15 protein-coding genes, 2 tRNA genes and 1 riboswitch are annotated in these 21,110 nt (G+C 71.0%); of the genes, 15 read left to right on the top strand and 2 right to left on the bottom strand.

All coding sequences use genetic code 11. The annotated features are described in order from the left end of the window. Positions 1–57: 57 nt before the first annotated feature. A complete protein-coding gene (locus ACIQMR_RS07635) occupies positions 58–1,611 on the bottom strand; it encodes a metallophosphoesterase (RefSeq protein ID WP_401383992.1) in 1,554 nt (517 codons plus the stop codon). A gap of 71 nt (positions 1,612–1,682) precedes the next feature. On the opposite strand from ACIQMR_RS07635, the gene ACIQMR_RS07640 reads away from it, so the two are divergent. The 9 genes from ACIQMR_RS07640 to ACIQMR_RS07680 all read left to right on the top strand — a co-directional run bounded on the left by ACIQMR_RS07640 (position 1,683) and on the right by ACIQMR_RS07680 (position 15,264). Then, entirely contained in the window at positions 1,683–2,033 is a 351-nt protein-coding gene (locus tag ACIQMR_RS07640) for a metallopeptidase family protein (protein WP_266379841.1), read from the top strand. 119 nt (positions 2,034–2,152) lie between these two features. Beyond that, positions 2,153–2,584, top strand: coding sequence for a fluoride efflux transporter FluC (locus ACIQMR_RS07645; RefSeq protein ID WP_401384122.1), 432 nt, complete (start codon positions 2,153–2,155; stop codon positions 2,582–2,584). 13 nt (positions 2,585–2,597) lie between these two features. Then, the gene (locus ACIQMR_RS07650; protein ID WP_401383995.1) at positions 2,598–2,960 is read left to right on the top strand and encodes a fluoride efflux transporter FluC; all 363 of its coding nucleotides are present in this window, start codon (positions 2,598–2,600) and stop codon (positions 2,958–2,960) included. Between the two features lie 179 nt (positions 2,961–3,139). After that, on the top strand, positions 3,140–3,646 hold the full coding sequence (locus ACIQMR_RS07655; protein WP_401383997.1) for a hypothetical protein: 507 nt from the start codon (positions 3,140–3,142) through the stop codon (positions 3,644–3,646). Between the two features lie 330 nt (positions 3,647–3,976). Next, entirely contained in the window at positions 3,977–6,235 is a 2,259-nt protein-coding gene (locus ACIQMR_RS07660) for a DEAD/DEAH box helicase (protein ID WP_401384000.1), read from the top strand. 221 nt (positions 6,236–6,456) lie between these two features. After that, positions 6,457–9,507 carry an FG-GAP-like repeat-containing protein gene (locus ACIQMR_RS07665; protein ID WP_401384003.1) on the top strand — a complete coding sequence of 1,017 codons (3,051 nt, stop codon included), beginning with the start codon at positions 6,457–6,459 and terminating at the stop codon, positions 9,505–9,507. A gap of 276 nt (positions 9,508–9,783) precedes the next feature. Continuing rightward, positions 9,784–12,813 (top strand): FG-GAP-like repeat-containing protein, encoded by a 3,030-nt coding sequence (locus ACIQMR_RS07670; protein ID WP_401384005.1) that lies wholly within the window; start codon positions 9,784–9,786, stop codon positions 12,811–12,813. Between the two features lie 92 nt (positions 12,814–12,905). After that, the gene (locus tag ACIQMR_RS07675) at positions 12,906–15,080 is read left to right on the top strand and encodes an FG-GAP-like repeat-containing protein (protein ID WP_401384007.1); all 2,175 of its coding nucleotides are present in this window, start codon (positions 12,906–12,908) and stop codon (positions 15,078–15,080) included. A 111-nt stretch (positions 15,081–15,191) separates the two neighbouring features. After that, a tRNA-Lys gene (locus tag ACIQMR_RS07680) sits at positions 15,192–15,264 on the top strand. Between the two features lie 141 nt (positions 15,265–15,405). On the opposite strand, the gene ACIQMR_RS07685 is transcribed toward ACIQMR_RS07680, so the two are convergent. Further along, positions 15,406–16,107, bottom strand: a complete 702-nt coding sequence (locus ACIQMR_RS07685) for a WHG domain-containing protein (RefSeq protein WP_401384010.1) — start codon at positions 16,105–16,107, stop codon at positions 15,406–15,408. Between the two features lie 66 nt (positions 16,108–16,173). Between ACIQMR_RS07685 and ACIQMR_RS07690 the strand changes: the two genes are divergently transcribed. From ACIQMR_RS07690 to ACIQMR_RS07715, 6 genes are all read left to right on the top strand, one after another. Next, positions 16,174–16,671 carry an FBP domain-containing protein gene (locus ACIQMR_RS07690; protein WP_401384012.1) on the top strand — a complete coding sequence of 166 codons (498 nt, stop codon included), beginning with the start codon at positions 16,174–16,176 and terminating at the stop codon, positions 16,669–16,671. 78 nt (positions 16,672–16,749) lie between these two features. Beyond that, on the top strand, positions 16,750–16,950 hold the full coding sequence (locus ACIQMR_RS07695; protein WP_328725666.1) for a DUF5988 family protein: 201 nt from the start codon (positions 16,750–16,752) through the stop codon (positions 16,948–16,950). A 151-nt stretch (positions 16,951–17,101) separates the two neighbouring features. After that, positions 17,102–17,175 (top strand) — tRNA-Met (locus ACIQMR_RS07700). Between the two features lie 196 nt (positions 17,176–17,371). Further along, positions 17,372–18,121, top strand: a complete 750-nt coding sequence (locus ACIQMR_RS07705) for a TipAS antibiotic-recognition domain-containing protein (protein ID WP_401384014.1) — start codon at positions 17,372–17,374, stop codon at positions 18,119–18,121. Positions 18,122–18,395: 274 nt separating this feature from the next. Then, positions 18,396–19,538 (top strand): PP2C family protein-serine/threonine phosphatase, encoded by a 1,143-nt coding sequence (locus ACIQMR_RS07710; protein ID WP_401384017.1) that lies wholly within the window; start codon positions 18,396–18,398, stop codon positions 19,536–19,538. A gap of 247 nt (positions 19,539–19,785) precedes the next feature. Beyond that, positions 19,786–19,921, top strand: a riboswitch (cyclic di-AMP (ydaO/yuaA leader). An 11-nt stretch (positions 19,922–19,932) separates the two neighbouring features. After that, a complete protein-coding gene (locus tag ACIQMR_RS07715; protein ID WP_401384019.1) occupies positions 19,933–20,979 on the top strand; it encodes a M23 family metallopeptidase in 1,047 nt (348 codons plus the stop codon). Positions 20,980–21,110 lie beyond the last annotated feature (131 nt).

Consider the following 21,110-nt stretch of genomic DNA (forward strand, 5'->3'; position numbering starts at 1 on the left):
CAGCGCGTCGGGGACGTGAGAAGCATATGGGATGCGAGGACCTATCGCCAAAACGGTTTACGAGGCGGGGGAGGGCAGGGTCGTCGGGGGCGGGGTCCGCTGGGCGTCGGGGCCCTGGGGTGGCGGCTCGGTGGCCAGGTGGCGGCTGACCTCGGCCGTGGTGAGGCCCAGGCCGCCCAGGGTGATCTCGTCCCAGGCCTGGAGGGTGCGGGTGCCTCGGTCGAGGTAGAGGACGGAGGCGCGGACCTTCTCCGGTTTCTCGTTCTCGACGGCCCGCAGTCCGCCGCCCCCCGTGGAACCCTCGATCTTGAGGCGGGTGCCGAGCGGCAGGAGCTCGGTCTCGCGGTGGTGGACGTGGCCCGCGAGGACGAGCGGGACCTCGCCGTCGGTCTCACGGGCGGCGACGGGGTTGTGGGCGACCGCGATGTCGACGGGGGTGCCGGCACGGCTCTGGTCGCGGAGGGCGGAGGCGAGGCGGATCCCGGCCATGCGCTCGGCGGGGTCGCCCTGGGCAACCGTCGAGCGGTCCGGCGTGAACTGCGGGTCGCCCGTGCCCGCCACGCGCAGCCCCGCCACGGTGACCGCGCGGCCCTCGTCGAGGACGTGGACGTGCTTGAGGCGCTGGAGGTAGCGCTGGGTGACGATCGAGTCGTGGTTGCCGCGGACCCAGACGTACGGTGCGCCGAGATCCGGGATCGGGTCCAGGAAGGTGTTCTCGGCCGCGGTGCCGTGGTCCATGGTGTCGCCGGAATCGATGATCACGTCGATGTCGTACTGCTCCACGAGCGAGCCGATGATGTGCCACGACGCCGGGTTGAGGTGGATGTCGGAGACGTGCAGGACCCGCATGGTGCCCGGGTCCGGCTGGTAGACGGGGAGCGTGGAGGTCGCCTCGTACAGCTTGGTGACGTTGGTGACGAGGCGCGCCAACTCCTTCTGGTAGACGTCGAACTCGGTGACGATCGAGCGCGCGTTGCCGACCACCGAGGGGGCGCTGCTCAGCAGGCCGGAGAACTTCGGCTCCAGAACCGACTGCGGGTTCCAGGTGGTGTACGCGCTGATGCCGGAGGCCGCCAGCAGGGTGAACGCGAGGCCGCCTGCGGCGAGGGCGCGGCGCGGGCGGCGGAAGACCGCGAGGCCAAGGGCGGTGGCGCCGGAGACGACGGCGACGCAGGAGCGCAGGGCCAGCTCGCGGGTGCCGGCCGCGACGTCCTGGGTGACCTCCTCCTGAAGGCCGGCGAGACGCTCGGGGTGTTCGACGAGGGCCTGGGAGCGGACCGGGTCGAGCTGGTCGATGTCGACGTCGAGGCGGATGGGTGCCGTGTGCGAATCGAGTTCGAGGGCGCCGAGCGGGGACACGTTGATCTTCGTGCCGCCGGAGAGGGAGGGGCGGAGCGTCATGCTGGTGTCCATGGGGCCGACCGGCGTACGGACGGACCCCACGATCAGCAGGCCGAGCCAGGCCCCCAGCAGGACGACGACGATCAGCCCGAGGGCGCGGCCGTACGGGTGGGGTGTGTGGACGAGGGTGCTGGTGGGGCTTGTGTGGCGCGAGCGGTAGTGGCGCCTGAGGCGGGCGAGGCCGGCATGCAGCCGTTCATGAGCGGCCATTGGTCCCGTATGCCCATGTGCGCGTCAGGCTATGCCCGCCCACCGGGGCGCATGTGCGTGACAATGGCCGGGTGCTGGAGATGACGCGCGAGGAGTTCGAGGAACTGGTCGCCGAGGCGCTGGACAGGATCCCGCCGGAGCTGACACGCCTGATGGACAATGTCGCCGTGTTCGTCGAGGACGAACCCGACCCGTCCGACCCCGAGCTGCTCGGGCTGTACGAGGGGACTCCGCTGACCGATCGCGGGGAGTGGTACGCGGGCGTGCTCCCGGACCGGATCACGATCTACCGGGGGCCGACGCTGCGGATGTGCGACTCCCGCGAGGACGTGGTCGAGGAGACCGAGATCACGGTCGTCCATGAGATCGCGCACCACTTCGGGATCGACGACGAACGGCTGCACGCCCTGGGGTACGGATGAGTGAACACCCCGGTCCGGCCTCCCCCGAACCGGACCCGCACGATCCGCGATCCCGAGATCCGCGATCCCGAGATCCGCGTAGGCACGATCCTCAATCCCGCGATCGGCGTCCGCAGGCGATCGATCCTGATGTCGACCTCCATGTGCCGGCCCAGCGGGCGGAAACCGCGGGTGCCGCGAAGTGGAAGGTCCTCGCGGCGGTTTCGGCCGGCGGGGTGATCGGGGCGACCGCGCGGTACGCGGTGTCCCTGGCCTGGCCGTCCGTCTGGGCCACGTTCGCCATCAACGTTCTCGGGTGTGCGCTCATCGGCGTACTCATGGTGCTGGTGAGCGAGCGTCAGGTGGTCACGCGCCCGCTCGTGCGGCCGTTCCTCGGCGTCGGGGTGCTCGGCGGATTCACCACCTTCTCGACGTACGCCCTGGACTTCGCCGGGCTGCTGGAGCGTCAGCAGAGCGGCGCCGCCCTCGCGTACGCCGCGGCCACGATCGCGGGGGCACTGGGCGCGGTGTGGCTGGGGGCGTCGGTGACCCGCAGGGTGGTGGGTCCATGAATGTGGTGGGTCCATGAACTGGGTCCTGGTGATCGTGGGAGCGGCGGTGGGCGCCCCGCTGCGCTATGTGATGGACCGTGAGGTGCAGCTGCGGCACGACTCGGTGTTCCCTTGGGGCACCTTCGTCGTGAACGCGTCGGGGAGCCTCGTGCTGGGGCTGCTGGCCGGAGCCTCGGTCGGCTCGGGGACGTACGCGCTGCTGGGCACCGGGCTGTGCGGGGCGCTGTCGACGTACTCGACCTTCTCGTACGAGACGCTCAGGCTGGCCGAGCGCGGCTGGGGCTTCCTGGCGGTGGCGAACGTGCTGGTGTCGCTGCTGGTCGGGCTGGGCGCGGTGGTGCTGGGAGCGGGCCTCACCGGAGGGCTGGAGGGCTAGCGGGCTCGGAGCCGCCTCGCGGGGGGCGTGTCCCTTGCGGGGCAAAGGGAGTTGGGCAGGGCAACCCGTGTCCTGTGTCCCGTGCCCCGGAGGTGCCGCCCGTGCGCCAGTTGTCCGCCCCAGGCCGTTGTGCCGTTTGGATCGCCTCCGCCCTGGCAGCCGCGGCCTCCGCCGGCTGCATGAGCGTGAGCGACGGCGCCGACGAGCCGGTGCCCGTGAAATCCCCGCAGCGCGGCACCGCGGCCGAACCGGACGGCGGAGGCGCCGCGCCCGGCGGAGCCGGTGGCCACGGCCGTACGGGCATGGGCGGAGCCGCGCCTTCCGAGGCGGGGGCCAGGAGCGGGAAGCCCAGCGGCACGGCGAGCCCGGGCTCCACCGTGGCACCCCCGGCAACCCCGCCGAAGGGCGACGGCGGCCCGAAGCCGCTCGAGCCCCAGGGGCCCACGACGCCGGGCGATCCCACCTCGCCCACGGATCCCACTCCACCGGCCGAGCCGACGCCGCCCACGGACCCGAGCCCGCCCGGTCCGGACCCGGACCCGGACCCCAGCGAGCCCCCGACCGAGCCGCCGACCGCGTCACCGGCGGCCGATACGCAGATGGGCGCGATGCGGGAGGCCATCGACGACGAGGAGGATGAGCTGCGGATCGAGCCGGAAGCCTCGCCGCAGATGGGGCCGGAGTGACGGCCCGCCGGGTCACGGCGTAGCTGCCTGGCCTCGGGAAGGTGTGGCCACCGGGCCTCGGGAGGTGCAGCTGCCTGGCCTCGGGAAGGCGGAGCACCGGACCTCGGGCAGCCGAGCAGTGTGACGAGCGACGCAGGGCGGCGGTTTGCCATCGGAGGGTGAGGGTGCGTATGGTGGTAGATCGTTTGATCCCATTTGCCCGGCGCCAGCAGAAGCGCGCCGCGTGTGGCGCGTACTCTCCCTTGCCGTGGCTGACCGCATTGAGGCGGTCGAATTGCGAATCACGGAGTTTGGGCGCGTGCCGAGACTCCGGAAGGTTTCGCATTTCGCATGTCCATTTCCAGTACTGACCGTGCCGTCCTGCCCGAGAACGAGAACATCGACGACGCGCAGAGCGTCGAGAACGTCGAGAACGTCGTCGAGGCCGAGGCGGCCGACACGGCCGACACCGAGGCCCCCAGCACCCCCGAGGTGACCTTCGGCGACCTCGGTCTCCCCGAGGGCGTCGTCCGCAAGCTCGCCCAGAACGGTGTCACCGTCCCGTTCCCGATCCAGGCCGCGACCATCCCGGACGCCCTGGCCGGCAAGGACATCCTCGGCCGTGGCCGCACCGGCTCCGGCAAGACCCTCTCCTTCGGTCTGCCGACCCTGGCCACGCTGGCCGGCGGCCAGACCGAGAAGAAGAAGCCCCGCGCCGTCATCCTCACCCCGACCCGTGAGCTCGCGATGCAGGTCGCGGACGCCCTCCAGCCCTACGGCGACGTCCTCGGCCTGAAGATCAAGGTCGTCTGCGGCGGTACGTCCATGGGCAACCAGATCTACGCGCTCGAGCGCGGCGTCGACATCCTCGTCGCCACCCCGGGCCGACTGCGCGACATCATCAACCGTGGCGCCTGCTCCCTCGAGAACGTCCAGGTCGCGGTCCTCGACGAGGCCGACCAGATGTCCGACCTGGGCTTCCTGCCCGAGGTCACGGAGCTGCTCGACCAGGTGCCCGAGGGCGGCCAGCGCATGCTCTTCTCCGCCACCATGGAGAACGAGATCGGCACCCTGGTCAAGCGCTACCTGAACAACCCGGTCAGCCACGAGGTCGACAGCGCCCAGGGCAACGTCACGACCATGACCCACCACGTCCTCGTCGTGAAGCCGAAGGACAAGGCGCCGGTCACGGCCGCGATCGCCGCGCGCAAGGGCCGCACGATCATCTTCGTCCGTACGCAGCTGGGCGCCGACCGTATCGCCGAGCAGCTCGTCGACGCGGGCGTGAAGGCCGACGCGCTGCACGGCGGCATGACGCAGGGTGCCCGCACCCGTGTCCTCGCCGACTTCAAGGACGGTTACGTGAACGCGCTGGTGGCGACCGATGTCGCCGCCCGCGGTATCCACGTCGACGGCATCGACCTGGTCCTGAACGTGGACCCGGCCGGGGACCACAAGGACTACCTGCACCGTTCGGGCCGTACCGCCCGTGCCGGCCAGTCCGGCACGGTCGTCTCGCTGGCGCTCCCGCACCAGCGCCGCCAGATCTTCCGTCTGATGGAGGACGCGGGCGTCGACGCCTCGCGCCACATCGTCGGCGGTGCCGGCGCGTTCGACCCGGAGGTCGCCGAGATCACCGGCGCCCGTTCGCTGACCGAGGTCCAGGCCGACTCGGCGAACAACGCGGCCAAGCAGGCCGAGCGCGAGGTCGCCCAGCTCACCAAGGAGCTGGAGCGTGTCCAGCGCCGCGCCGCCGAGCTGCGCGAGGAGGCCGACCGTCTGGTCGCGCGTGCCGCGCGCGAGCGGGGCGAGGACCCCGAGGCCGCGGTCGCCGAGGTGACGGAGGCCGCCGAGGCCGAGGCCGTTGCCGCGGCCGCCGTCGAGGCGGAGCCGGTACGGGAGGCCCGCGAAGAGCGTCCGGCGTACCGCGACGACCGGGGCAACTACGAGCGTCGCGACCGCGGTGGCGACCGCGGCGGTGACCGTGGCGGCTTCCAGCGCCGTGACGACCGCCGGGACAACGACCGCGGCGGCTTCCGCCGCGACAACGACCGTCCCTCCGGTGGCTTCCAGCGCCGGGACAACGACCGTCCTTCCGGTGGCTTCCGCCGGGACAACGACCGTCCCTCGGGCGGCTTCCAGCGCCGCGACAACGACCGTCGTGACGACCGTGGCGGCTTCCGCCGCGACGACCGTCCGTCGGGCGGCTTCCGCCGGGACAACGACCGTCGTGACGACCGCCGGGACGGTGACCGTGGCGGCTTCCAGCGCCGTGACGACCGTCGCGACGACCGTGGTGGCCGTTCCTTCGAGCGCCGGGACAACGACCGTCCTTCCGGTGGTTTCCGTCGGGACAACGACCGTCCCTCGGGCGGCTTCCAGCGCCGCGACAACGACCGTGGCTTCGAGCGTCGCGACCACCGCGGTGGCAGCGACCGTCCGTTCAACCGCGACCGTCGTGACGACCGCCCCTCGGGCGGCGGCTTCCGCTCCGGCGGCCACGACCGTCCGTACGGCCGCCGCGACGACCACCGCGGTGGTGGCTCGAACTCCGGCTCCTTCGGAGGCGGCCGCCGCGACGACAAGCCGCGCTGGAAGCGCAACGGCTGACGCATGACGCACTGAGCAGGGCCCGTACCTCACGAGGGGTACGGGCCCTGCCGCGTTGTCGGCGGCCGCTGTTACGATCCGTCCACCTCGCAGTGGGGGGCACTGGAGGCGGGGCCGGGGGGCTCTTGATCATCTCGACGCGTATCCGGCATGCCGTGACGCGCCCTTGTCGAGCGCCACCCCGCAGGCCCGATCCGTCCGATCGAGGAGTGCGGAGTTCCGTGTACGGCAAAAGACCCATGCGTGTCATCGCCGCTGCCGTGGTGCTGGCGGCGGCGAGCATCGGCCCGGCGGTGTCCACCGCCCAGGCGGCGTCAACGGCAGAGGTGGTGATCCCGGCCGCGACGAGCGACCTGCCCGTGCGCAGCACGCTGCTCAACACCGGGCCCCACGGCTATCTGCGCCACGAGGCGGGGCTGGGCACCGTCTGGCGGGCCTACGGCGCCGCCACCGACATCCAGGTCGACAGCATTCAGGACCACGGAGGGTACGACTTCCAGCGGGGTACGGGCTCGGACGTCGTCGCCCGCCTGCTGGAGTCGCCCCAGAGGGTCGAGCTGCGGGACATGGCCGCGGGCGAGACCGTCACCGTGCCGGTGCCGGACGGCCACAACTATGTGGGCGCGTTCGGCCGGAACGTGCTCACCTACGACTCGCCCGGCGACGGGATGCGCTTCCATGTGCTCGACATGGAGACGGGACAGTTGCGTGACCGTCCGGTCGAGGGCGTGCCCGCGGGGGTCCACTCGTACGCCGTCCTTCAGGGGCTGGGTGACGCCGACGGTCTGGTGATGGCCCTGCCCGGTGCCGGGAACGTGTGGATGGACGTGACCCAGCGGCGCGTCGTACCGATCGGGAACGACGAGCAACTGGCGACGAAACGCTTCGCCCTGACACCGGACCGGCTGCTGATCTGGTCGGACGGCCAGGTGTCGGTGTTCGCGCGCGGCGCCCTCGCCGAGCCGGAGCGGACGCACCCGCTCGCCGAGGGCGACGCACGGCTGTTGGGCATGGTGGGCGGGGAACTCGTCGTCGCCCGGCACGACCCCGCGCTCGGCCGGCTCGACGAGAACCTGCCGGTGTGGCGGGTCGAGGCCCATCCGCTGGACGGGAGTGCTGTGCGCACGCTGCTGGCCAGGTCCAGCGGCAGGGCGACGTTCACGCCCGACGGCGGACTGCTGGTGCACGGCGGGGCGAGCATGGCCGACTGGGGCGTCCAGGCGCTCCGGGCCGACACGGCGGGGCGGGCCGCGGTTTCCCGCGAGACCCCCGTCCAGGTGAAGGCCGTGGTGAACACGGTCCATCAGATGTCGTTCCGGCAGGGGCGGCTGACGAGCGTGGAGGCGGACGCGGCGGCCGGCCGGGTCGGCCTCCACACGCGGACCACCGAGCACTCCGGCGGCGTGCCCGCCGCCGGTGAGCGTAAGGACCGCGGCTGGGTGCCCGACCAGCCCGACGCCTGCTTCCAGAGCTACTGCCCCACCTTCGTGGAGACGGGGGACGGGCGCATCGCGTACGGCGGGCGGACCCGCGTCTGGGGCGAACCCGTCGTGCCGCTGCACCGGCTGGCCGAAGGGGCCCGACTGCCGGCCACCAAGATCGACACGGGCACGGGGTACGGGGGCTTCATCGGTGCCTGGGGTCGCTGGGCCGTGGTCCGCGCGAACGCGGCGGACGGCTCGGGCGGCACGCGGGTCGTCGACCTCGACACCGGCAAGGTGGTGAGGACGCTGCCGGTGAGCGGGCTCTCCCTGTCGGGCACCACCCTGTGGACCGGCGCCGGCGGCTCCGCCGTCGGGTACGACATCAGGACCGGAGCGCAGACCCAGTCCGCCTACATCCCCGGCTGCCTGCTCGACGGTGCGACGGCGATTGGCCGCTGGCTGCTCTGGAACTGCGCCGGCTCGCGGGACGACGAGGGCGTCTTCGACCTGCAGACCCACACCATCACCCCGCTGGGCATCGGCTACGGGGCGGGCGCGCAGCTCGGCGACGGGTTCGTCGTGTACCCGGTCGGTGATTCCCTGAAGCTGAAGGACCTCCGTGACGGCGGCGCCGTACGGACCCTCACCGACGACCGGAGGTCGTATCAGCCGTGGGCCGTCGACCCGTCGACCGGCGCCGTCGCCTGGACGGACAGCGGCAGCGCCGTCCACCTGGTGGGCAGCGGTGTGGACCGGTCCGCGGCCGCCGTCGTCGACTCCGACGTCCCGGCGACGCAGGCGGTGAACGGCGGCGCCGCGCCATGGCGGCCCCGCTGGTGGCCGTCCACACCGATGGCCTCGTGGCAGCTGACCGTCAGGAGCTCGGCGACCGGCGCGGTGGTGCGCACGCTGAGCGGCGGGCAGACGCGGGGGATGGTCGCTCCCGTCTGGGACGCCAAGGACGCGTCCGGCCGTCTGGTCACCAGTGGCACGTACACCTGGTCGCTGACGGCCCTTCCGGCAGACGGACAGGGCCCCGCGCTGGTGCGGTCCGGCACGGTCCAGCTGTCCGGGGCCGGGGCGGTGCGGCGGGATCACAACGGTGACCTGGTCGGTGATCTGGTGTCGTTGAGCTCGACGGGTGCCGTGGCGTTCCGGTACGGGAACGGGTCGGGTGGGCTTTCGGGCGCGGTGACCGGTTCGGGCTGGTCGACGTCGGCGATCGTCGTGCCGTTCGGAGATCTGAGCGGCGACCGGTGCAATGACGTACTCGTTCGTCTCGGGGCCGAGCTGCGCGCGTACAGGCCGAAGTGCGGTGCGGCGTTGACGCCGTCGACGGCGTACACGTCGTTGGGCACGGTGTGGTCTCAGTTCAACGTGCTGACGTCACCGGGTGATCTGACGGGTGACGGTCGGGCGGACCTGGTGGCGCGGCAGGCGTCGACGGGTGACATGTATCTGTATGCGGACGACGGTGCCGGGAAGCTGAAGTCGCGGGGCCGGATCGGTACGAACTGGAAGCTGTACCGGGCGGTGTTCGGTGCCGGTGATCTGAACGGTGACGGCATCGGTGAGCTGCTTGCTGTGGACGGTGCCAACTCGTTGTGGCGGTACGACGGCACGCCGGCGGGCACGGTGAAGGCGCGGACTCCGGTGTTCGGCAACAACTGGGGCACCGGGCGGAATGTGTTCGTGGGCGCCGGTGATCTGAACAAGGACGGCAAGGCGGATCTGGTGTCGCGCAACGCGGCGGGCGACCTGCTGCGCAACTACGGCAACGGTGCGGGGTCGTTCGGGTCCACGGCGAAGATCGGTACCGGCTGGCAGGGCTACAAGGGCCTCTTCTGAGTCGCCGCTGACCAGCAAGGACCGGGCCCGGCTCCCTTCGGTGGGGGCCGGGCCCGGTCTGGTTGAACGAGTTCGAAAGTGCCTTCCGTCAGCCATCGGGCGGCTGTTACGATCCGCCGCATATGCAGGAGGGCGGGCTGGGGGGGCATTCGCTCGAACACAAGGCTTCGGCACGCTTCGCGTGTCCGGTCTGCCGTGCCCTCGTGCCCTTTTTCTTGTCCCTGGGGAGGGTTTCCGTTGGCGCGTGCCTTCGTGCGTGGAGCATTTGTCGTATCCATGGGGGCCGTACTGGCAGGCGGACTCCTGCCGCCCGGTACGGCCGGGGCGGCACGCGCAGCGGAAGTCGTGGATACCGACGAGGCGGTCATTCCTGCGTATGCCCCGAACCGGGTACGGGGCGGAGCCCTTGCCTTCGCCGAGAGTGGTACGAGCTCCGATGGGGCGGGCGCGCAGGGCGTGTTCCACACCGAGGAGGGCTATACCGGCCGGGTGTGGACCCGTTACGCGGACGGAAAGACCTTCCCCGTGAAGGTCCCTGCCACGGGGGCGATCACCGGGACGGGAAGTGATGCACTGGCGCACATCAACCTTGGGCGGGCCGACCTGATCGACGCTCCTTCGGGGTCGGTGCGCAGCATCACCGCGCCGGCCGGCCAGCAGATATCGCGGGTCTACGGCTCGACGGTCGTGACGTACGAGCAGACCACCGAGTCCGACGGCAGCACCGGACGCAGGACGCACCTGCTCTCCCTGGTCCCTGACGGATCCGTCAGGGACGTACTGGTCGGTGACGGGTCGCTCAACTGGCTCTTCCCCATGGCGGCGGATGACGGGACCATCGTCTTCCTGGGATCCGTCGACGGTGCCCGGCGCATGATCCTCGTGGACGCGGCCACGGGAGCGATCCGCGGCACCACCCCGCCCCTGCCCGCTGGGTACCAGCGCGCCACGCTGTCATCCCGTCACCTGGCGGTGTACAACCTCTCCTCGAGCACCGTCCTCGTTTCCGACGTCGCCGACGCCGCGGCCCCCTTCACCTCCGTGCAACTCGACAACGGGCAGAGCAAGCCCGACGATTCGCTCGCGGTCGTGGGCGACTGGCTGGTCCACCAGCCGCCGTCCGGTACGAAGGTCCAAGCCGTGCCGATCGCGGGCGGCGAGCCCGTCACCCTGCTGTCCAATGTCCCGGGCAGACTGTCGACGGGACCCGGCGGCACGGTCGTGGCCATCGGCGGTACGGGGCGGGACGACTGGGCCATCCGCCGGATCATGGCCGACGGCGACGGCAAGCCCGTGGTGTCCACGGTGAAGCGGCTGCCGCCGGTCCTGGGTGTGATCGAAGGGCTGGCGGTCTCACAGGGCCGACTGGCCTTCATCGACAACGGCATCGGCGGTCTGAAGCAGGACTACTCCCGCATTCTCGGGGTCGGCGACGGTCCGGTCACCTACGGTGAACGCAGCAGGCTCTCCACGAACACCTATCCCGTACCGAACTGTGCGGCGACCGACCCGGCCTGCGCGGTCTTCCGCGGTGTCGGGGAAGACCGCTTCGCGCGCCTCGTGCCGGACGGTGATGCCGAACGTGTCATCGTGGACGGACCGGCGCAGTACGACTTCGCCGAACTGAACGTTCCCAAGGGCGGCGAGATCACCGACGCCGACAGCGACTACTTGATCCACACCTCCAGCCACACGCAGAGTGTGTTCCGCATCGACTCGCGCACGGCCGTGATGCAGCGCACCCCGGTCGCCTCCGCGCTGTGGGACGGCAGGCTCTGGTCCGCTTCCCCGGAAGCGGGGAAGGTCACCGTGCTCGACCTGGCGTCGCAGAAGACGGTCGAGACCGTCCAGACCGGCGCGCCCTGCGTGCCCGCCGAGCTCCAGAACGTCGGACGCTGGCTGTACTGGAGCTGTGGCACGGCGGGGACGGGAGCGTCAGGCATCTTCGACCGCACGGCCAAGAAGTCGGTGACCGTGCCGTCCGGCGAAGCCCTGCTGGGCGACGGTTACGTGGTCACTCATGACACCGGGGCCGGGAAGCTGGTCCTCACGGACGTGCACACGGGGGCCGCCACCAGTCTCCCCATCGGCGATCTGCCCGACACGGGCGTCTCGCAGCGGCATGTGCGGTGGTCGGTGGACCGGTTCGGCGGACTCGTCGCCCATGCCGACACCGAGCAGCGGATCCACCTGATCCGGCCGGGAGTCCCCGCCGGGCCACTGACCCTCTCCGGTGCGGCGTCCACGGACGTCCGCGCTGACAGCACGAACGTGCGTTCCCTCATCGACGCCCGACTCAGCAAGCCCGCCTCGTCCTGGACGCTCGACATCGAGGACGTCGTCACCGGCCGTACCGTCCGCACACTGAGCGGCGGCGAGGTTCGTGGCAGGCTCGTGCCCGAGTGGGACGGCAGGACAACGGCCGGTGCGGTCGCCACCAACGGTGCTTACCACTGGACTCTCACGGTCGTTCCCGCCGACGGCCAAGGACCCGTGGCGGTCCGGGAGGCGAACGTCACGCTCCGCGGCGGCACCCCGCCGTGGCGGGACTTCTCCGGCAAGGACGCGACCGGAGACCTGCTCACCGTCGACCAGGACGGCTCCTTCACCTTCCACTGGGGCAGCACCACCGGAGGGCTCCGCAGGGACGGCATCCTCTGGGGACTCAACGCCTTCGTCGTACCGTTCAGCGACCTCACGGGCGACGGCTGCAACGATGTGATCGCCCGCAACTCGAACGGTGACCTCTACAGCCACGAATTGCTGTGCCGCTTCGCGAACAGCCCCCAGTTCGAAGGTTCCACGCTGCTCGGCAAGGGCTGGAACCAGTTCAACGTCCTCACCACGCCCGGAGACCTGACCGGTGACGGCCGGGCGGACATGGTGGCCCGTCAGGCCACCACCGGCGACATGTACCTCTACGCCAACGACGGGGCCGGCAAGCTGAAGGCACGCGGCCGCATCGGCACCAACTGGAAGCTGTACCGGACGATCTTCGGCGCCGGGGACATCAACGGCGACGGCATCGGCGACGTCCTGGCCGTCGACAAGGCCAACTCGCTGTGGCGGTACGACGGCACGGCCGCCGGCACGCTGAAGCCGCGCGTCCTGGTCTTCGCCGGCAACTGGGCCGTGGGCCGCAACGTCCTCGTCGGCGCCGGGGACATCACCGGCGACGGCAGGCCGGACCTGATCTCCCGCAACGCGGCCGGTGATCTGCTGCGCAACAACGGCACCGGCACCGGCGGATTCCGTTCGACCGTGAAGATCGCGACCGGCTGGAACCGCTACAAGGGCATCTACTGACGATCATTCAATCCTGTACAACCTGCAGCAGGTCCGGACGGTCATAGCTTCCAGGACGACGATGGGACGTCGCGTTCACCAGGGGGCCGACCATGACAACCCGCACCTTCAGACGTACACCGCTCACGATCGGGACCGCCGTCGCACTGGCCGCCGGCGGTCTCGGTCTCTCCCCGCTGACCGCGGCCGCCACGCCCGGGTCGGCGCGCGCCGCCGACGACGAGGTCGTCATCACGCTCGGCACCCGCGACGGCAGCCCGGCCAGGCCGGAGAGGATCGCCCTCGGCGGCGGCAAGCTCAGCGTCACGGCCTGGATCGACCCGGAGCAGTGGCGGGGACTGTACGAGTACGACCTCGCCGCCACCGGCACGCCCACGCCCGGCCCGCAGCGGCTTGCCGAGCCCCAATTCTGGGTGCAGTGGCCGTGCGGGCCGGGAGCCGGGGAGATGTGCGACGGCTTCGAGTCCCGGCTGTGGGCGCTCGGGGACGGCCGTGTCGCCTACAACGTGCCGATCGGCGTGGGCCAGGAGGCGGCCGGCGGTCGCGTACCGCAGAGCGAGGTCTCCCTGGGCTGGTGGGAGGCGCCCGACCTGGTCGCAGGAGCGGCGGGGCCGTACGTCGTCGTCAACAACACCAGACAGGGCAAGCAGTTCATCGGGTCGTTCGACGAGGCGGACCGCAATCCGTCCGGCGAGCCCCAGGGGCTCGTCCACACACGCTCCATCACCGCGTCCGCCGTGTGGGGGGACAAGCTCTGGAAGCCGGGGACGCGCGCCGGCACGGTCAACTCGTACGACCTGCGGACGAAGGCGAACTCGCCGGACATCGTGCTCGGTTCCGGCTGCCGGCCGGACGAGCTGCAGGCCGTGGGCCGCTGGCTGTACTGGCGCTGCACCGACGCGAACAAGTCCGGCGTCTGGGACCACTCCACCGGTCGCGGCATCCCGGTGCCGGTGGTGCAACGCGCCCAGATCGGCGACGGATTCCTCGTCTGGAAGGACCCCGACCCGACGAAGCTGCGGCTGCTCGACTTCCACCGGGGCGGCGGGCAGCCCACGTCCGAGCAGGTCATCGACGCCGGGCAGTACGTGTGGGACTGGACGGTCGACAAGTACGGCGGCCACCTCGCGTACACCGACGAGGCCGGCCGTATCCACATCAAGCCGGTGACCGTGCCACGCTCCCCGATGGCGCTCCTGGACGCGCGTACGGACGCGACGCTCGACCTGCGCAAGGAGTCGGCGCGCTGGTCGGGCCACTGGCGCCTCAGCCGGCCCGCCGGCTCCTGGAAGCTGACCCTCAAGGACGCGTACGGGAAGGTCGCGAGAGTGCTCTCCGGCACGGAGCGGGACGGCGCCGCGATACGGATCAGCTGGGACGGGCGCAGGGACGACGGCCGCACGGCAGCGAGCGGCCCGTACACCTGGGCCCTCACCGCGGACGCCGGCGACGGCACCGGCACGCGCAGCTTCGGCTCCGGCTCGATGCGGCTGACCGGCGGCGCGTCGGCGTTCCGGGACGCCAACGGGGACGGGCTCGGTGAGTACTACGCGATGACGACGGCGGGGAAGCTGTCCGCGCACCGCATCGGCGCGACCGGCTACTGGGCGACCGGTCCCTGGAACCCGGCGACGCGGTTCGTCCCCATGGGCGACCTCGACGGCGACGGCTGTGAGGACATGGTGCTCCGCACCGTGGACGGCAAGCTGTGGCGCATCGGCGGCCGGTGCGAGGGCGTGTACTTTCCGTCCGGCCAGGGCTCCACGCATACGCTCATCGGCACCGGCTGGAACAGCATGGACGCCCTCGCCGCGCCCGGCGACCTGACCGGCGACGGCCGCCCCGACCTGCTGGCCCGCAACGCCGCCACGGGCAAGCTCTACCTGTACCGCTCCAACGCCCGCGCGGGCCTCGACCCGGGCGTCGTCATCGGCACCGGCTGGAAGGGCTACCGGCTGATCGGCGCGGGCGACATCGACCGTGACGGCCACGCCGACCTCCTGGCCCGCGACCCGGCGGGCGAGCTGTGGCGCTACGGCGGCACCGGAACGGGCACGCTGAAGCCCCGCGCGCTGGTCTTCAGGGACTGGGGCGCCGGCCGCACCGACATCCTCGGCGTCGGCGACATCTCCGGCGACGGTCTCCCGGACCTCCTCTCGCGCGACGCGAACGGCAAGCTGCTCCGCAACAAGGGCGACGGCAAGGGGTCGTTCGGCGCGACGACGACACTCGCCACGGGCTGGCAGTACTACCGCACACTCTTCTGACCGGCCACGCTCCCCCTTCCCGGGCCCCTTTCCGCCTGCGACGACGCCCGGCAACCGATACCCGATCGGATGCCGGGCGTCGTGCGGCTATGCTCGGGGATGACTCGCCGAGGGCCGTTAGCTCAATTGGCAGAGCAGCGGACTTTTAATCCGTTGGTTGTGGGTTCGAGTCCCACACGGCCTACCTCCAGTGCCCGGCCGGACCCCAGGTCCGGCCGGGCACTGACACGTCATGGCAGACATGTCCGACCGGAAGGCCAACCCGCGGTCCGGGGCGTCGGCGACGGGTCTGCCCGGGTCCATGTCCTGTGGCCGAGCGGAAAGTTCAGGGAGCCGGCGCGCCCGGTGCGCCCGGCGAGTCCGGTGAGTCCGATGGCTGCGGCCGGGCGTGTTCGCCGGGGGCCGCGCGTGGCCAGTTCCGCAGCAGGTGGTCGAGTGCCTCGATGGCGCGCTCCCAGGATGCCTGCACGTCACGTTCCGCGCGGAAGCCGCCGTTCGCCTCCAGGCTGCTGTAGCCGTGGAAGGTACTGCGCAACAGGCGTACGGCGTCGGTCAGGTCCGGTTCGGGGAGGTCGTAGGCGCGCATCATGGCGTAGGTGGCGTCGATGATGCGGCGCGGACCGGCGGCGAGGTCCGGCGATGCGTCCGGGAGGGACGGGTCGAGGAGGGATGGGTCGAGCCGGCTCTGGGTCGCCGCGTAGCGGCCCGGGTGTTCCAGGGCGAACGTCCGGTACGCCCCGGCGAAGGCGGTCAGGGCGTCCTTGCCGGCCCGGCCCGCCACGGCGGAGGTGATGCGGTCGGCGAAGTCCCGGGTGGCGAGGAGGGCGACCCGGGCACGCAGGTCCGACAGGTTCCTCACGTGCGAGTAGAGGCTGGCGTCCCTGACGCCGAAGTGCCGGGCGAGCGCGGAGACCGTGACGCCGTCGAAGCCCACCTCGTCCGACAGGTCGGCCGCCGCACGCACCACGCGCTCGGTGTTCAGTCCGGCGCGGCCGTGAGCGCGGGTAGAAGCATCAGCAGGGCGCATGCACACCCTTCCTAGGGGGATTATTCGTTTGCCTAGGGATCCTAGGCAAACGTAGCCTCCCGCGTCATGAAGGCACTCACCGAGTCCGCCGTCCGAGCGTCGTTCATCAACTGCTCGAAGGGTGAGGCCAAGCGTCTCGCCCTCCCCCGCGACCTCGACGCGCGGCCCTGGGACGACCTGGACTTCCTCGGGTGGCGCGACCCCGGCGCCCCCGACCGCAGCTATCTCGTCGCCGAGCGGGACGACGGCCTGGCCGTCGGGATCACGCTGCGCTTTCCCGCCAGGCAGCGGGGATATCTGCATCGCAGCATGTGTTCCCTGTGCCTGACCACCCACCCGGGAGACGGCGTCTCCCTGATGACGGCCCGCAAGACGGGCCAGGCAGGCCGGGAGGGCAACTCGGTCGGGCTGTACATGTGCACCGACCTCGCCTGCTCCCTCTACGTACGGGGGATCAGGGCCCCGGTTCCCGGCGGCCGCCTCCAGGAGTCGCTCACGGTGGAGCAGCAGACCGAACGCACCCGGGCCCATCTCTTCGGCTTCCTGGACAAGCTCTCCGGATGAGCCGAACGGGTGCGCCAGGTGTGCTCCTGGTGCGCTCCGGGCGTGCGGGGTGGTCGCCTGAGTGGGAAAACTGGAGGTATGACTACCAAGGCACGCCTGGAGGGCGGGCCGGACGATCTGCAGGGGCAGATCGTCCCGATCACCCCTCCGGGACAGGAGCTGAAGATTCCCCACCGTGGCGGTTACGAGCACTTCAAGGCCACGACCCGGCACGAGGACAGCGCGGAGGGGCGGCTGACCGTGTACGAGTGGTGGGAGCGGACCGAAGTCGCCGAGTAGTCGCGGGCCGGGGACGTACGTGGTGGGCCGGTCGAGGGCCTGCTGGACCTGCTGCGGCCCGCTTCGGCCTGCTGTTTTCGGTGTTCTGAGGGGTCCGGCGGGAAAAGTGGAGTGGATCTTGCTCCGGATGGCGTAAGGTTGTGTTCACCGACGCGGGGTGGAGCAGCTCGGTAGCTCGCTGGGCTCATAACCCAGAGGTCGCAGGTTCAAATCCTGTCCCCGCTACTCAAGGCCGATGGCCCGGGACCACATGGTCCCGGGCCATCGGTGTTTCCCGGCTTCCCGCGTGGAGTTTCTCCGTGCTCCCGCGCGGTGCTCCTCCCGACGCCGGCGTTCCGGTCGGTGCCGGTCGGTTCCGGTCGGTCATGTCCGCCCGCCCGGCCTTGACCTTTACGCAACGTCAAGATTTAGCGTGAGGGCCATGGAGTGGTCCATCCAGGAAATCGCCAAGAGGGCCGGTACGACGAGCCGCACGCTCAGGCACTACGGCGAACTCGGCCTGCTCGCGCCCAGCCGGGTCGGCGGCAACGGCTACCGCTACTACGACCAGGACGCCCTGATCCGGCTGCAGCGGATCCTGCTGCTGCGCGAGCTGGGTCTCGGGCTGCCGGCGATCGCGCAGGCCCTGGAGGGGCAGCGGGACACGGCCGCCGCCCTGCGCGCCCATCTGGGGCTGCTGGAGCAGGAGCGGGAGCGCATCGGGCGACAGATCGCCTCGGTGCGGACCACTCTCGACCGCACGGAGAAAGGAGAGGAACTCATGGCGGAAGAAGTCTTCGACGGCTTCGACCACACCCGGTACGAGGAGGAGGTCAGCCGGCGCTGGGGCCGCGAGGCGTATGAGAAGGGCGATCGCTGGTGGCGCTCGCTGAGCGCGCAGGAGAAGAAGGCGTTCCAGGACCGTCAGCTCGCGATCGCCCGTGATTTCGGCCAGGCTCTGAAGGACGGGCTCCCGCCGGACAGCGACGAGGTTCAGGCGATCGCGCAGCGGCACTGCGAGTGGCTGTCGGTGACGGCCGCACCGACCAGGTCGTACGTCATCGGGCTCGGTGAGATGTACGTCGCCGATCCGCGCTTCACGGCGAACTACGACCGGCACGGGGACGGGACGGCGGTCTTCGTCCGCGATGCGATCACGATCTACGCGGAGCGCAATCTCAGCGACGACTGAGCCGCGCCACGTGTGGGTGTCACCAGGAGGGCCCCCTGGTGACGTCGGCACGGCCGGCAGCACGCCGACAGCACGGACGACGGCGTGGCACAACGGCATGGCACATCGACACGGACAACGGCATGGCACGTCGGCACGGTCAGGGGCAAAATGGCACAGCCGCCGGCCGCTGGTCCGGTTGGCCGATGGCGATTCGTCGTGCGGTGCGGTTACGGCCAGCCTGGAGAGGGCGCGGTACCGTCCGCAGCCGGGCGGACCTGGCAGGAGACCACTGGTGGGGCAACGAGAACGCGACGAACGACCGCGGCGCAACGGTGGCCGTAAGGTCGTCGGAGCGTTGCCGGTGCTGCTGATCGTGGCCGGGGTCTTCTTCGATCTGGGCACCCCGGAGTCGTTCACCGCCTCGCCTCTCTTCGCCGCGGCGCCACTGGTCGCCGCTCCCTTCTTCTCCGCTCTCTACACGCTGCTGACGGGCGTCGCCTCCGTCGCCACGGTGGCCGGGCTCCACGCCTACAACAGCAGGGCCGGCGAGATCCCTGCCGTGACGGAGCTGCTGACCGTGTTCACGGTCTCCGTGCTGGCCCTCTTCATCAACCACGTCGTACGCCGCAGCGGCGAACGCCTCGCGTCGGCGCGGGTCATCGCGGAAGCCGCGCAGCGGGCCGTGCTGCCCACGCCGGACGAACGGATCGGCGGGCTCCTGGTCGCGGCGCGGTACGAGGCGGCGCAGCGGGACGCCTTCATCGGGGGAGACCTGTACGCCGTGCAGGAGACTCCCCACGGGGTGCGGCTGGTCGTCGGCGACGTACGGGGGAAGGGGCTGGACGCGGTCGAGGCGGTGGCCGTGGTGCTCGGGGCGTTCCGGGAGGCCGCAGAACAGGAGTCCTCGCTGGAGGGTGTCGCCCAGCGGCTGGAGCGGGCGCTGGCGCGCGCGGGCACGGGGCGCTCCGGGTTCGACGCGTTCGAGGGTTTCACCACCGCGGTGCTCGCGGAGATCCCGCACGGGAGCGGCCTGGTCAGGATCGTCAACCGGGGTCATCCGCCGCCGCTGCTGCTGGGCGCGGACGGTGGGCTGGAGGTGCTGGAGCCGCCCGAGCGTGCCCTGCCGCTCGGCATGGGCGACCTGGACGCGTGGCCGGACCGGGCGTACGAGACCCCCTACCTGCCCGGTGCCACGCTCCTCCTCTACACGGACGGCCTGTCGGAGGCGCGGGACAGGCAGGGTGCTTTCTACGATCCGCGCACACGGCTGAGCGGCCGGATCTTTCCCGGGCCGGAGGAGCTGCTGGACGCGGTCGTCGAGGACGTACGGCGGCATACGCGCGGCAGGTCGACGGACGACATGGCGCTGCTCGCGGTCGGGCGGCCGGGGGAGCGCCAGCCGGAGCGGCGCAGGACGATGCCCGTCGTCCCGTGACCCGTGCGGTGGAGGGGGCGCCACGGACCGTGATCGAAGGACACCGCTCCGCATAACATTTGATACACCGTCAGGAAAGTCGGGTGGATCGAGGGTTGGTCAACTTGCCCGATTCGATCCTCTTGTTGCTGGTAAGTCCAGGCCAAAGTCGTTAACGATCAGTGGGAACGGCTTGGAATCCGACCTCGGTGTCTATTAACGTTCGATAACGCAGCGCGGTCGTCCCAGCCGTCGCAAGAGACGGCACCGTGCGCATGCGCCGAATTCCGCAAGGGAACCGGGGAACCACCAATTGGGGTGAATCGGGCACTTCATCGTGCTCGTAGGAGACCTTCCTGCTCCGAACCCGTCAGCTAACCCGGTAGGCGAGAAGGAAGGAAAGGAGCACGCCTCCGTGGCGTCCAACGAGCCTGCCCTCCAAGAGCCTCCCACCACACAGTGGGTCCCGAGCGACCAGTGGACACCGGCCACCGGGGCGGAGGAGTGGAACCCGACCGAGGAATCGGTCCGTCCGGTCCGTGGCAGGCACCGCGTCGTCAAGCAGCGCAACGGACTGGCCCGGAGCTCCACCGTTCTCGGCGTCGGCGTCATAGCCGCGGTCGGCGCGGGCGGCATCGCCACCGCGCAGGACAAGCCGGCCGTCTCCATCTCGCTCCCCGACGCCATCACGGACAACCTCCCGGACCCCGGATCGCTACCCGGCGTGGGCTCCTTCATGTCGGACGACTCCGACCAGGACGCCGGGAACGACGCACCGCTCACCGCCTTCGCCGCCTCCGAATCGGCGGCGGACAGCGCCCAGGGCGCCGGTGACGCGGGCGAGGCGCTGCGCGCCCGGATCCTCCAGCAGGCCGAGCAGCAGCAGGCCGCCGCCGAGGCCGAGGTGAAGGCGGCCGCCGAGAAGGCCGCCGCGGAGAAGGCAGCCGCCGAGGCGAAGAAGCAGCAGACCGAGGCCGCCGAAGTGGCCGCAGAGGCGAAGGCGAAGGCCGAGGCCGAGGCCGCGCGCAAGGCGGAGGCCGAGCGCCTCGCCAAGCTCGCCGCGAGCTACTCGCTGCCGACCTCGTCGTACACGCTCACCTCCACCTTCGGGCAGTCCGGTTCCATGTGGTCCTCCGGCTACCACACGGGTCTCGACTTCGCGGCCCCGACCGGTACGCCCGTCAAGGCCGTTCACGGCGGGACCATCAAGTCGGCGGGCTGGTCCGGTTCGTACGGCTACCGCATCGTGCTCGAGCTCGAGGACGGCAGCGAGGTCTGGTACTGCCACCTGTCGTCGATGACCGTCGGCGTGGGGCAGAAGGTCTCCACGTCGGAGACCATCGGGCGCGTTGGCGCCACCGGCAACGTCACCGGCCCGCACCTGCACCTGGAGGTGCACACGGCGGGCGGCGACGGCGTGGACCCGGCGGCGTGGCTGCGCGGCAAGGGCCTCTCTGTCTGAGGGCCTTCCGGCCAAGGGTCTCTGCGTCCGGGGCCTCTGCGTCCGGGGTCTCTGCGTCCGGGGTCTCTGCGTCCGAGGGCTCTCCGGCCAAGGATTGTGAAGGCATCTCCCTCTCTGTGCTCTTCCGGGTC

The organism is Streptomyces sp. NPDC091376 (genome assembly GCF_044757085.1).
Lineage (GTDB): Bacteria > Actinomycetota > Actinomycetes > Streptomycetales > Streptomycetaceae > Streptomyces > Streptomyces pratisoli.